This is a genomic window from Streptomyces sp. SID14515 (genome assembly GCF_010548505.1).
In the GTDB taxonomy this organism is placed as follows: domain Bacteria; phylum Actinomycetota; class Actinomycetes; order Streptomycetales; family Streptomycetaceae; genus Streptomyces; species Streptomyces caviscabies.
The window spans coordinates 35,101-47,741 of the sequence record NZ_JAAGMH010000079.1 but is presented as its reverse complement, the minus strand read 5'-3'; the positions used below and the strand labels follow the sequence as shown (position 1 = coordinate 47,741).

At 68.3% G+C, this 12,641-nt stretch carries 11 protein-coding genes; 2 read left to right on the top strand and 9 right to left on the bottom strand.

From position 1 onward, the window contains the following. Nucleotides 1-7 precede the first annotated feature (7 nt). Complete coding sequence (locus tag G3I54_RS16110; protein WP_164615328.1) at nucleotides 8-1,234, bottom strand: HpcH/HpaI aldolase/citrate lyase family protein; 1,227 nt, start codon at nucleotides 1,232-1,234, stop codon at nucleotides 8-10. Between the two features lie 221 nt (nucleotides 1,235-1,455). Between G3I54_RS16110 and G3I54_RS16105 the strand changes: the two genes are divergently transcribed. Next, nucleotides 1,456-2,370 carry a TerD family protein gene (locus G3I54_RS16105; protein ID WP_164615326.1) on the top strand — a complete coding sequence of 305 codons (915 nt, stop codon included), beginning with the start codon at nucleotides 1,456-1,458 and terminating at the stop codon, nucleotides 2,368-2,370. Nucleotides 2,371-2,402: 32 nt separating this feature from the next. Here the strand turns inward: G3I54_RS16105 and G3I54_RS16100 are convergent, their stop codons facing one another. From G3I54_RS16100 to G3I54_RS16075, 6 genes are all read right to left on the bottom strand, one after another. Next, nucleotides 2,403-3,137, bottom strand: coding sequence for a Tellurium resistance (locus G3I54_RS16100; RefSeq protein WP_164615324.1), 735 nt, complete (start codon nucleotides 3,135-3,137; stop codon nucleotides 2,403-2,405). A gap of 130 nt (nucleotides 3,138-3,267) precedes the next feature. Next, nucleotides 3,268-4,419 carry a DUF475 domain-containing protein gene (locus tag G3I54_RS16095; RefSeq protein WP_164615322.1) on the bottom strand — a complete coding sequence of 384 codons (1,152 nt, stop codon included), beginning with the start codon at nucleotides 4,417-4,419 and terminating at the stop codon, nucleotides 3,268-3,270. A gap of 70 nt (nucleotides 4,420-4,489) precedes the next feature. Beyond that, nucleotides 4,490-5,065, bottom strand: a complete 576-nt coding sequence (locus tag G3I54_RS16090; protein WP_103511683.1) for a TerD family protein — start codon at nucleotides 5,063-5,065, stop codon at nucleotides 4,490-4,492. 130 nt (nucleotides 5,066-5,195) lie between these two features. After that, nucleotides 5,196-5,771, bottom strand: a complete 576-nt coding sequence (locus G3I54_RS16085) for a TerD family protein (protein ID WP_164615320.1) — start codon at nucleotides 5,769-5,771, stop codon at nucleotides 5,196-5,198. A 138-nt stretch (nucleotides 5,772-5,909) separates the two neighbouring features. Continuing rightward, entirely contained in the window at nucleotides 5,910-6,368 is a 459-nt protein-coding gene (locus G3I54_RS16080) for a peroxiredoxin (protein ID WP_164615318.1), read from the bottom strand. A gap of 201 nt (nucleotides 6,369-6,569) precedes the next feature. Next, nucleotides 6,570-7,007, bottom strand: coding sequence for a DUF3052 domain-containing protein (locus G3I54_RS16075; RefSeq protein ID WP_164615316.1), 438 nt, complete (start codon nucleotides 7,005-7,007; stop codon nucleotides 6,570-6,572). Between the two features lie 505 nt (nucleotides 7,008-7,512). On the opposite strand from G3I54_RS16075, the gene aceE reads away from it, so the two are divergent. After that, on the top strand, nucleotides 7,513-10,245 hold the full coding sequence (gene aceE / locus G3I54_RS16070) for a pyruvate dehydrogenase (acetyl-transferring), homodimeric type (RefSeq protein ID WP_164615314.1): 2,733 nt from the start codon (nucleotides 7,513-7,515) through the stop codon (nucleotides 10,243-10,245). Between the two features lie 63 nt (nucleotides 10,246-10,308). Here the strand turns inward: aceE and G3I54_RS16065 are convergent, their stop codons facing one another. Then, complete coding sequence (locus G3I54_RS16065; RefSeq protein ID WP_164615312.1) at nucleotides 10,309-10,737, bottom strand: peptidase inhibitor family I36 protein; 429 nt, start codon at nucleotides 10,735-10,737, stop codon at nucleotides 10,309-10,311. 166 nt (nucleotides 10,738-10,903) lie between these two features. Next, nucleotides 10,904-12,523, bottom strand: coding sequence for an MFS transporter (locus tag G3I54_RS16060; protein ID WP_164615310.1), 1,620 nt, complete (start codon nucleotides 12,521-12,523; stop codon nucleotides 10,904-10,906). Nucleotides 12,524-12,641 lie beyond the last annotated feature (118 nt).

Genomic DNA, 12,641 nt, shown 5'->3' with positions numbered 1-12,641 from the left:
CGCGCGCTCAGTTCGCCAGGCCGGCGGCCAGCAGGTCCACGAAGCCGACGTCTTCCTTCGCCACCCCGAAGACCTCGGCCCGCTGGAGCGTGCGCTCCGCCCAGGCCCGGTGGGGCTTCACTTCATTCATCTTGTTCGTGTACGCCGAGCGCAGCACCCCGCCGCCGCCGCGCTCGGGGCTCAGGATGTCCTGGGCGTCGGTGTACTCCTCGTGGCTGACCACGGACAGGGCATGGACCGGCGCCACGTGCGACGGGTGGATGCAGGTCTTGCCGAGCAGCCCGTTGGCTCGGTCGAGCTCGATCTCCCGGAGCAGTCCGTCGAGGTCGTGCTCGATGAGGGCCGTACGCAGTTCCTCGGCCCGGCCCTCCAGGAAGGGGCTGCGGCGCAGCTGGGGCTTGAACATGCGCTCCTGGCGGCGGAAGTACTCCCAGACCGGGCCGGTGATCGTGAAGCCGGTGCCGTCGGCCCGGCCGAGCACGTTGACCACGTCGGCGATCACGGAGGCGACGATATGGACGTCGTACGCCGTCATGTCGGGCGCGCGGCGCAGTCCGTAGGCCGAGCAGAAGTCGGTGACGCCGAGGCGCAGGGCGAGCACCCGGTCCCGGTACTTGTCGACGCTGCGGGCGATGCCCTGGAGAATTTCGCCGCGCGTCTCCAGATGGAGCAGTTCGGGGGATTCGAGGACCGGCATGGCGAAGAGTCGTCGGCCGCACGCCGTTTCGGCCTCGGCGAGCGCCTCCAGGAACTGCCTTCCGCGCTCTTCGGTGAATTTGGGAAGTACGAAACCGGACAACATCCGGACCGAGTCGCCGAGGCGTCGCACCAGGTCGGTGATCTGGGCCGGTTCCCGTACGCGGATGAAGAGCAGCGGCACATCGGCTCCCGCCGCGTCCGGTGCGCTCCCGGCGTCGCCGGGCCCCTCCGGAGCGGGCCCCGGGGCCGGGCCGCGGGCGGCCAGCGCGGCAAACTGCCTGATCAGGTTGGCTTCGGCGTCGGTCACCTCGGCATCGTCGATCGAGTCCTCCAGGCACAGCACCATGGAGACCACGCCGCGCCCGGCCTGCTTCAGCACGTCGTCGGCGAGTGACGGACGGGTGGCCGGGGAGTAGAGCGTGGCTCCCAGGGCGACGGAGAGCATCCGCGCCGGGGAGTCCGCGGTGAAGGTGCAGGGCTCCCGGAAGAACAGGCCCTCGCGGGCAGTGGGCGATATGTGCCCGAAGTGACGCATGATTTTCCCCCGAACTGCCTGACCGGCCGAACAACGTATGGCCGGTAATAGTACGTACGGACGGGTGTCAACAGTTCCCCATGTACATGAATTTCCGGTTACCCGACTCTTGTCCGACCCCCTCGCGAGGTATCGTCGCGCCCTGTCCGCGCCGCCGCCGGGCACGGTCGTGCCGCCCCCCGCGTTGTCCGCACGGGCCCCCAGCAGGCAGGATGACGGTCATGACGCACACGATGCTGAAGGGCTCGAACGTCCCTGTCGATGCCGCGGCCGTCCGGGCCGTGCTGCGCTGGACCCCGGGCGCCGGGGTTCCCGACGTGGACGCCTCCGCCCTGCTCCTCGGTGCGTCCGGGCGGGTGCGGTCCGACGAGGACTTCGTCTTCTACAACCAGCCCCGGCATCCCTCCGGCCTGGTCCGGCGGCTGCCGAAGCGCAGTGTCCCGGAAGGGCTGACGGACACGATCGAGGCGGACCTCGGGGCGCTCGACGCCTCGGTGGACCAGGTGGTCATCGCGGCCTCCTCCGACGGGGCCGCCTTCGAGCAGGTGCCGGACCTGCGGATACTTCTGTTCGACGCCGCGTTCGCCGAGGGCGATCCGCTGGCGGTGTTCGACGTCCGGCCGGAGACCGGGGAAGAGACGGCGATCATCTGCGGTGAGCTCTACCGCCGCGGCGAGGGGTGGAAGTTCCGCGCGGTCGGCCAGGGCTATCCCACCGGCCTGATCGGCCTGGCCACCGCCTTCGGCATCTCGGTGGACGAGTCGGAGGCGGCGAACGGGGCGCAGTCGGCGAACGACGCCCAGGACCCGGCCGCTCCGGCAGCCGCGGGGCCTCTCCCGGCCGCCGTGCCCCCGCCTCCGGCCGTGCCGCCGGGGCCCGTGCCGGCCGCCGCCCCCGCAGCCGTCGGGCCCGACTCCCAGGCCACGGTCCAGCACCAGCAGCCCTCCTACGGCTATCCGCCTCCGGTCGCGCACCCCGCTGCCGCCGCCGCGGCCCATCAGCCGGCGTACGGCTATCCGCAGCCGGCCGCCGCACCGCCCGCGTACGGCTATCCGCAGCCCGCGGCAGCCGCCGCGCACGCGCCCGACCCCCATTTCGTGCTGCCTCCGCAAGGTCCGCAGTTCGTCCGGTCCTGAGTCGCCCCGGCCCACCGGACACACCCCCGGGCTCAGGTCCGGGTCTTGTAGCCGCGCCCCCATTGCATGCCGTAGCCGTACAGCCGGTCCAGCTCGGACTGGAAGCCGTACACGAACTTCACCTCGCGGCGCACGATCAGCTCGTCCTTGATGTTCTCCACGGTGAACACCGCGCAGGAGCGGGCCTGCGGTGCGCGTTCGTCCAGCTCGATCTCGATGCGCGGGCCGTTGCCCGGGTAGAGCGTGATCTTGGCGTGGGTCCGGTCGAAGGCGGGCGTCCGGTCGTAGATGTAGACGAAGAACAGCAGCCGCTTGATCTTGTCCCGCTGGTCGAGGTTGACGTAGACGGTCTCGCCCGAGGGCGCGCCGAACCGGTCGTCGCCGCTGAGCCGGACGTAGGGCGGGCCGTTGAGGTCGCCGATGAGGCTGCCCAGCGGCTGCACGACCCCCTTGGTGCCGTCCGTCAGCTCGTACATGCAGCCGAGGTCCAGGTCGACGTTGACGACGCCCTGGGTATGCGCCTGGACCACCTCGGGCTGGAAGAGTTTGAGGGGGCGCCGCAGCCGGCCGCTCTGGCGTGAGCGGCCCTCGATGTCCGAGGTCCGCATCCGCCAGGACAGGTTGACCCTGAGATTGCCCGACAGGGCGCCCTGCTTGTTGAGCGAGATCGTGGCGTTCCGCTTGGACAGCACGATGGCGCTCGACGTCGAGTTGCCCGAGTCGAACTGCGCCGCGCGCCCCGGCCACAGGCCGTCGAAGAATCCCATACCAACCCCCACCTGTTCCCGCGCGCCCGGACATCACTGCGGGGCGGCCACCGGGCCGGGTCCGGGAGTTCCCGGAGAGCCGTCGCCGTGTGGGCCGCCCCGCAGAGAGCGTTCCTCAATCCTTACCGGGTCACACCCCGGAGGACACTTCGGCCTTGCTTCCCGAACTTCCGCCCTCGCCGGACTCCGCGGCGAGCGCGCGGTTGCGCTTGACCGAGGACCAGAAGGACAGGGCGATCAGGATGACACCGACCGAGCCGGTGATCAGCTCGTTGATCTCGTACTGGATGGTGATCAGCAGGATGACGGAGAGCGCGCCGATCGCGTAGTGCGCACCGTGCTCCAGGTAGACGTAGTCGTCGAGCGTGCCCTCGCGCACCAGGTAGACGGTGAGCGACCGGACGTACATGGCGCCGATGCCGAGGCCGAGGGCCATCAGCACGATCTCGTTGGTGATGGCGAAGGCGCCGATGACGCCGTCGAAGGAGAACGAGGCGTCCAGGACTTCCAGGTAGAGGAAGAGGAAGAACGCGGCCTTTCCGGCGAGGGCGACCCCGGTGACGGGCTTGCCCTTCTTCTTGGCCTCTTCCTCGGCCTCGTGCTCACGCTCCTCCTCCTCTTCGAGCTTGTTCTCGAAGAATCCGGAGAGCCCGCCGACGACGAGGTAGGTGATCAGACCGGCGATGCCGGAGAGCATGACCGTCGACGCCTTGTCGGCGTGCCCGCCACCGTGCTGGTGGGCCTGGGTCGCGAAGGTCATGGCGGTGATGAGCAGGATGATCAGCGCGACGCAGACCGACAGCATGTCGACCTTGCCGAGCTTGGCGAGCGGACGCTCGATCCAGCGCAGCCAGTGGATGTCCCGGTCCTCGTCGAAGATGAAGTCGAGGAAGATCATCAGCAGGAACATGCCACCGAAGGCGGCGATCGACGGATGGGCGTCCGTGACCAGTTCCTTGTACCTGTCCGGGTCGTTGAAGGACAGGTCGATGGCCTCGATCGGCCCGAGCTGGGCACTCACGGCCACGATCACGACGGGGAAGACCAGTCGCATACCGAAGACGGCGATGAGGATGCCGATGGTGAGGAAGATCTTCTGCCAGAAGGCGTTCATCTTCTTCAGGATTCCGGCGTTGATCACCGCGTTGTCGAAGGACAGCGAGATCTCCAGGACGGACAGGATCGCGACGATGCCGAAAGCCTGCCACCCCCCGTAGAAAATCGCTGCGACCAGGCCGAGCGCGGTGACCGCGAACGACCAGCCGAAGGTTTTCAGTACCACTGGCTACCCCATCGTGTTATGTAAAAGGGTCTCCCCCGGTGTGTCGGGGTCCCCCGCGCCGTGCGCGGCGTTATGAAACGTTGACGCCGAAGTCTAGAGCGATGCCGCGGAGGCCAGACGCGTACCCCTGCCCGACTGCACGGAATTTCCACTCGCCGTTGTACCGGTAGAGCTCTCCGAAGATCATCGCGGTCTCCGTCGAGGCGTCCTCGCTCAGGTCGTAGCGGGCCAGTTCCTGGCCGTCGGCCTGGTTGACCACGCGGATGAAAGCGTTGCTGACCTGGCCGAACGCCTGGCCCCGGTTGTCCGCGTCGTGGATCGAGACCGGAAAGACGATCTTGTCGCAGTGGGCGGGAACCTGGTCGAGTCGGACGATGACGGACTCGTCGTCGCCCTCGCCCTCACCTGTGAGGTTGTCGCCGGTGTGCTCGACGGAGCCGTCCGGGCTCGTGAGGTTGTTGTAGAAGACGAACCACTCGTCACCGAGCACCCGGCCCGACTGGCACAGCAGTGCGCTGGCGTCGAGGTCGAAGTCGGCTCCCGTGGTGGAGCGTGCGTCCCAGCCGAGCCCGACCAGCACCTGTGTGAGGTTGGGTGCGACCTTGGAGAGGGAGACGTTGCCTCCCTTGGCGAGCGTGACGCCCATGTGTGTCCTCCCCGAGTCGTGTAAAACGCTGCCGGGCGCTTTCGACGCCCGAGGCCGGGCGTCGAAAGCGCCCGGTCAGGGGGTGTCCGCCCGGACAGGGTCCGGGCGGACACCCCCTGGGGCCAGAACGTCAGACGTTGACGCCGAAGTCCTGGGCGATGCCGCGCAGGCCGGAGGCGTACCCCTGGCCGATGGCGCGGAACTTCCACTCGGCGCCGTTGCGGTAGAGCTCGCCGAAGACCATGGCGGTCTCCGTCGAGGCGTCCTCGCTCAGGTCGTAGCGGGCCAGCTCGGTGTTGTCGGCCTGGTTGACCACGCGGATGTACGCGTTGCGGACCTGGCCGAAGCTCTGCTGGCGGGTCTCGGCCTCGTAGATCGAGACCGGGAAGACGATCTTGTCGACGTCGGCCGGAACACCGGCCAGGTTCACCTTGATGACCTCGTCGTCGCCCTCGCCCTCACCGGTGGTGTTGTCACCGGTGTGCTCGACGGAGCCGTCGGGGCTCTTCAGGTTGTTGAAGAAGACGAAATTGCCGTCGTTGGCGACCTTGCCCTCGGGGTTCGTCAGCAGCGCGCTGGCGTCGAGGTCGAAGTCACCCCCGGTGGTGGTGCGGGCGTCCCAGCCCAGACCGACGATGACCGCGGTCAGGTTGGGCGCGGCCTTGGTCAGCGAGACGTTGCCGCCCTTGCTGAGGCTGACTCCCACGAGTCCTCCAGTAGTTTTCTCAGGGGCCGGCAGACACCAGCGTCCCCGTCGTTCGTTGGCATCGGATCAACGATTGGATCCTAGTGACCGGTTCCCGGCCAAAACAGGCTTTTGACCGGGCGTCGCCAGGAGATCGTCTCAGAGCGCTTCGAGCGCCTTGACGTAGTCGTTCAGGTCGCGTGCGTCCGGGAGGCCGTTCACGACGCTCCAGCGGACCACACCCGCCTTGTCGATGACGAAGGTGCCGCGCACCGCGCAGCCCTTGTCCTCGTCGAAGACGCCATACGCCCGCGAGGTCTCCCCGTGCGGCCAGAAGTCGGACAGCAGCGGGTACTCCAGGCTCTCCTGCTCGGCGAAGACGCGCAGGGTGTGGATGGAGTCGTTGGAGACGGCGAGGAGCTGGGTGCCCTCGTTCTCGAAGCGGGGCAGCTCGTCGCGGAGCGCGCACAGCTCGCCGGTGCAGACGCCGGTGAAGGCGAACGGGTAGAACACCAGCACCACGTTCTTCTCACCGCGGAACTCCGACAGCCGCACGGTCCGGCCGTGGTTGTCCTTGAGCTGGAAGTCCGGGGCCTGACTGCCGACCTCGATCGTCATGGAACACGTATCCCTTCGCCGCTTCTCCGCATCCCGGGCCGGGTCCGTCCGGGTGACACCCACCCTACGCAGCGGCCGCGCACCGGTCCCGGAGGGGCCGTGGCCGCCGTCCGCGGGCGTACGAGGCCGGTCGTGGACGTACGAAGGCCCTCACGGGCGCGGTGTGCGCCCATGAGGGCCTCGGGTGGTGCAGAGAGTGGTTCAGCGCTTGCCCTTGGCCCCCTTGGGGGTGACCAGACGGCTGCCCGTCCAGTCCTTGCCCGCGCTGATGCTCTTGGTCTGGGCGAGACCGGCTGTCTGGGCAGCCTCATTGATATCGCTCGGTTCGACGTATCCGTCACGGCCGGTCTTCGGCGTCATCAGCCAGACCGTACCGCCGTCCTCGATCAGACCAATGGCATCCACCAGCGCGTCCGTAAGGTCGCCGTCCTCGTCGCGGAACCAGAGCAGGACGACGTCCGCGACGTCGTCGTACTCCTCGTCGACGAGTTCCTGGCCGGTAGTGGCCTCAATGCCCTCACGGAGCTCCAGCTCGACGTCGTCGTCGTAGCCGATCTCCTGGACCACTTGTCCGGGCTCGAACCCCAGGCGTGCTGCCGGGTTGGTCCGCTCCTCCGCGTGGTCCGCGGTCGCGCTCACGGGTTGCCTCCTGATCATGTCTTCGGAAAATGCTGCAGCCACGCGCGTGCGCGGGGCGTTGGCCGTAGTCCACACGGGCTCGGCGAATCGCGCAAGTACCCAGCGTGCGAGACCGCCTATACGGTGACGTTCCCTGCCACGTCGCCGCAAGTTCCGGCATGCCTCTCCGGCGGCTTCCCGGGGTCTCTCCCGAGTCGCTCCATCCGTTTACGTCCTTCCTCAGCTTATGCGGTTTCGATCCGCCAATCGGAGTCGAACAGCCTTTGGGAACGCTTGGACGCCTTGGGCGTAAGGTTGCGGTTTGCCCGTACCCAGCCGCGTACTGCCCATACTCGTGCCCCACCGACGAGTTTTCGGAACCTCGGGGTTACCCCACGGTAGAGATGACGTTCGGGCCCTCGCGGTAGCACGATGGAGACGGCGCACACAGAGTTGGCAGAGTCGTACGGGGGTCAGATCCCCGGAACCGGCCCCGTAGAGCACCACCGAACAGCGAAGGAACAGTGTGGCTTCCGGATCCGATCGCAACCCGATCATCATTGGCGGCCTTCCGAGCCAGGTCCCGGATTTCGATCCTGAAGAGACCCGGGAATGGCTCGACTCCCTCGACGCCGCCGTCGACGAGCGCGGCCGTGAGCGGGCCCGCTACCTGATGCTCCGGCTCATCGAGCGCGCGCGGGAGAAGCGCGTCGCCGTGCCGGAGATGCGCAGCACGGACTACGTGAACACGATCGCCACGAAGGACGAGCCGTTCTTCCCCGGCGACGAGGAGATCGAACGCAAGGTCCTCAACGCGACCCGCTGGAACGCCGCCGTGATGGTCTCGCGGGCGCAGCGTCCCGGGATCGGCGTCGGCGGCCACATCGCCACGTTCGCGTCCTCCGCCTCGCTGTACGACGTGGGCTTCAACCACTTCTTCCGGGGCAAGGACCAGGGCGACGGCGGCGACCAGATCTTCTTCCAGGGGCACGCGTCCCCGGGGATCTACGCCCGCGCCTTCCTGCTGGACCGGCTGAGCGAGGCGCAGCTGGACGCGTTCCGCCAGGAGAAGTCGAAGGCGCCGAACGGCCTTTCCAGCTATCCGCACCCTCGGCTGATGCCGGACTTCTGGGAGTTCCCGACCGTCTCGATGGGCCTCGGCCCGCTCGGCGCGATCTACCAGGCGCGGATGAACCGCTACATGGAGGCGCGCGGGATCGCCGACACCTCCAAGTCGCACGTCTGGGCCTATCTGGGCGACGGCGAGATGGACGAGCCGGAGTCGCTGGGCCAGCTGTCAATCGCGGCCCGTGAGGGCCTGGACAACCTGACCTTCGTGGTCAACTGCAACCTCCAGCGGCTCGATGGCCCGGTGCGCGGCAACGGCAAGATCATCCAGGAGCTGGAGTCGCAGTTCCGGGGCGCCGGCTGGAACGTCATCAAGCTGGTCTGGGACCGCTCCTGGGACCCGCTGCTGGCGCAGGACCGCACGGGCATCCTGGTCAACAAGCTGAACACCACGCCGGACGGCCAGTTCCAGACGTACGCCACGGAGACCGGCGCGTACATCCGCGAGCACTTCTTCGGCGACGACCCGCGGCTGCGGGACATGGTCAAGGACATGTCCGACCAGCAGATCCTGCACCTGGGCCGCGGTGGGCACGACCACCGCAAGGTCTACGCGGCCTATGCGGCGGCCAAGGCGCACAAGGGGCAGCCGACGGTCATCCTGGCGCAGACGGTCAAGGGCTGGACGCTGGGGCCGAACTTCGAGGGCCGCAACGCGACCCACCAGATGAAGAAGCTCACGGTCGAGGACCTCAAGCGCTTCCGGGACCGCCTGCACATCCCGATCACGGACAAGCAGCTGGACGAGGGCTACCCGCCCTACTACCACCCGGGCCGCGACTCGGAGGAGATCCAGTACATGCATGACCGCCGCCAGGGTCTGGGCGGTTACGTCCCGACCCGGGTGGTGCGTGCGAAGCCGCTGCCGCAGCCTGAGGACAAGACGTACGCGGCTGCGAAGAAGGGTTCGGGTTCGCAGTCGATCGCCACCACCATGGCGTTCGTCCGCATCCTGAAGGACCTCATGCGGGACAAGGAGATCGGCAAGCGTTTCGTGCTGATCGCGCCCGATGAGTACCGCACTTTCGGCATGGACGCGTTCTTCCCGAGTGCGAAGATCTACAACCCGCTGGGTCAGCAGTACGAGGCGGTCGACCGCGATCTGCTACTCGCGTACAAGGAGTCGCCGACCGGGCAGATGCTGCACGACGGCATCTCCGAGGCGGGCTGTACGGCCTCGCTGATCGCGGCCGGTTCGGCGTACGCCACGCACGGCGAGCCGCTGATCCCGGTGTACGTCTTCTACTCGATGTTCGGGTTCCAGCGCACCGGCGACCAGTTCTGGCAGATGGCCGACCAGCTCGCGCGCGGCTTCGTGCTGGGCGCCACCGCCGGCCGCACCACGCTGACCGGTGAGGGCCTCCAGCACGCGGACGGCCACTCGCAGCTGCTGGCCTCGACGAACCCGGGCTGTGTCGCGTACGACCCGGCGTACGGGTTCGAGATCGCGCACATCATGAAGGACGGGCTGCGCCGGATGTACGGCGAGGCGAACGAGGACGTCTTCTACTACCTCACCGTCTACAACGAGCCGATCCAGCACCCGGCCGAGCCGGAGAACGTGGACGTCGAGGGCATCCTCAAGGGCATCCACCGCTTCAGCGCCGGCGAGAAGGGCGAGATCCCGGCCCAGATCATGGCGTCCGGCGTGGCGGTCCCCTGGGCCATCGAGGCGCAGAAGATCCTCGCGGACGAGTGGAACGTCAAGGCGGACGTCTGGTCGGCGACCTCCTGGAACGAGCTGCGCCGCGAGGCGGTGGACGTGGAGCGCTACAACCTCCTGCACCCGGAGGAGGAACAGCGCGTCCCGTACGTGACCAAGAAGCTCGAAGGAGCCCAGGGCCCGTTCGTGGCGGTCTCGGACTGGATGCGTTCGGTGCCGGACCAGATCGCGCGCTGGGTGCCGGGCGCCTACCAGTCGCTGGGCGCGGACGGCTTCGGCTTCGCGGACACCCGGGGTGCGGCCCGCCGCTTCTTCCACATCGACGCGCAGTCGATCGTGCTGGCGGTCCTCACCGAGCTGGCCAAGGAGGGCAAGATCGACCGGTCGGCCCTGAAGACGGCGGTCGACCGCTACGAGCTCCTGGACGTGGCCGCGGCCGATCCGGGCGCGGCGGGCGGCGACGCGTAGGGACACGGTGATCCGGAGGGGCGGTGGCGCGGAAGCGTCGCCGCCCCTCCGGCGTGTCCGGGCTCAGTTCTCCCAGATCTTGAAGGCGCGTACCTGGTACGGGGACCGGGGCGTCCAGGTGCCGCCGCCGGGGTACGTCTCGAACTCGCCGGTCTCCGCGCACTCGGCGGACTGGTAGGTGGTGACGGGCCGCCCGGTGCGGTTGGCGAGCGACTGGGCGTCGCCGCCCTTCGGCAGCGGTACGCAGCTCTCGATGTCGGTGTCGGAGAGCTCGAAGGTGTGGCGGGCGCCGGTGAAGTCGGGCTTCTTCCAGAGACAGAGCCGGCCCGCCTCACAGGTCCCGAGGCTGACGCCCGAGGACCCCGCGGAGCGCTCGGGGGCCGCCGCGGCCCGGCCGTGGGCCAGGGCCTGGGGAACGAGTGCGGTGACAGCCAGAGCTGCCGCGAGAACGGTCGTACGCGTAACCGTCATACGTGTCGTGGTCGTACGCATGGTGGATCAACCCCCGTGGTTGGTCGGTGATGTGCTTCGCCGATCACTCTGCGTCACCATGCGCGGTGTGCGGAAGACGGGCCGGGGGTTGCCACCCTGATAGGCGACAGCCCCGCCGAAAGGATTCGGCGGGGCTGTGACCTGCGCTGTGTTGACGCTCCGGGCGTCAGATGTGGCCGACTCCGGCACCCGCCTCGGCGTTCGCGCCGCGCTTGGTGAGGGTGGCGACGAAGGCGGCGATCACCGCGACGACGCCGGCGACCGTGAAGGCCAGGCCCATGCCCGACATGAAGGTGTCGTGGATGACCCCGCCGATGCGGTCGACGATGTCCGGCGTCATGCCGGGAGCCTTGGCGAGCGCCTCGGTCGGGACCATGCCGAACTCGGCGGCCTGCTCCAGATTCGGGTCGGGGTCGCCGGGCAGGCCCGCGCCCGCCCAGTTGTCCGCGAACTCCGCGCTGACCTTGGAGGACATGACCGCGCCGAGGACGGCGGTGCCGAGCGCGCCGCCGACCTGCATGGCGGCCTGCTGGAGACCGCCGGCCACACCGGACAGCTCCATGGGGGCGTTGCCGACGATGACCTCGGTGGCGCCGACCATGACCGGGGCGAGCCCGCAGCCGAGCAGGGCGAACCAGAGGGACATGGCGAAGGTGCCGGTGGACTCGCTGAGCGTGGTCATGCCGAACATCGCGGTGGCCGTGCAGACCATGCCGCCGACCAGCGGGACGCGCGGGCCGAACTTGGTGATCAGCAGACCGGCGACCGGCGAGGAGACGATCATCATCGCGGTGAGCGGCAGCAGATGCAGACCGCTGTCGACCGGGCTGAGGCCGTGGACGCCCTGGAGGAAGAACGTCACGAAGAAGAGGCCGCCCATGAAGGCGAAGGCCATCAGCATCATGAGGACGACACCGGCCGTCAACGGCACGGAACGGAACATCCCCAGCGGAACGAGCGGTTCCTTGACCCGGGTCTCCCAGAGGCCGAAGGCCAGGAAGAGCAGAACCGCGAGGCCCAGCCACGCCCAGGTCCGGCCGTCGCCCCAGCCCCAGGACTCACCGGCCTTGATGATGCCCCAGATGAGGGCGAACATCGCGCCCGAGAGCAGTGCGATACCGAGGAGGTCGAAGGAGCGCGGCGCGTTGGCGGCGCGGTGGTCCTTGAGGATCACCAGGCCGAAGGCGAGCGCGGCGATGCCGACCGGCACGTTGATGAAGAAGACCGACTGCCAGCTGACGTGCTCGACGAGCAGACCGCCGACGATCGGACCGCCCGCGGTGGACGCTCCGATGACCATGCCCCAGATGCCGATCGCCATGTTCAGCTTCTCGGCGGGGAAGGTGGCGCGCAGCAGGCCGAGAGCGGCCGGCATCAGCAGGGCGCCGAAGAGGCCCTGGAGCACCCGGAAGAGGATGACCAGCGAGATCTCGCTGGAGAGGCCGATCGCACCGGAGGCGAGGGCGAAGCCCGCGATGCCGATGAGGAAGGTCTGGCGGTGGCCGAAGCGGTCGCCCAGCTTGCCCGCGGTGATCAGGGCGACGGCGAGGGCGAGCAGATAGCCGTTGGTGATCCACTGGACGTCGGCGAGCGAGGCGCCGAGATCCTTCTGGATCGCGGGGTTCGCGATGGCGACGATGGTGCCGTCGAGGGCGACCATCATCACGCCGATGGCGACGGCGAAGAGGGTCAGCCAGGGGTGGCCGCGAAGCCCCTTGACCGGGGCGGGTACTGCGTTGTCTTCGGGCTCCCGCGGCGCCTTCTCGACGGTGGTCTGACTAGTCATACGGGGAGACTAGTGACAGCCGCTGACAGTTGACAAACCAATTCACAAGTCAGTAACTGTCACGTAGCTCACACGTAGCTCACAGGTATGCTGAGCTGGACAAATACGGGAAAAGAGG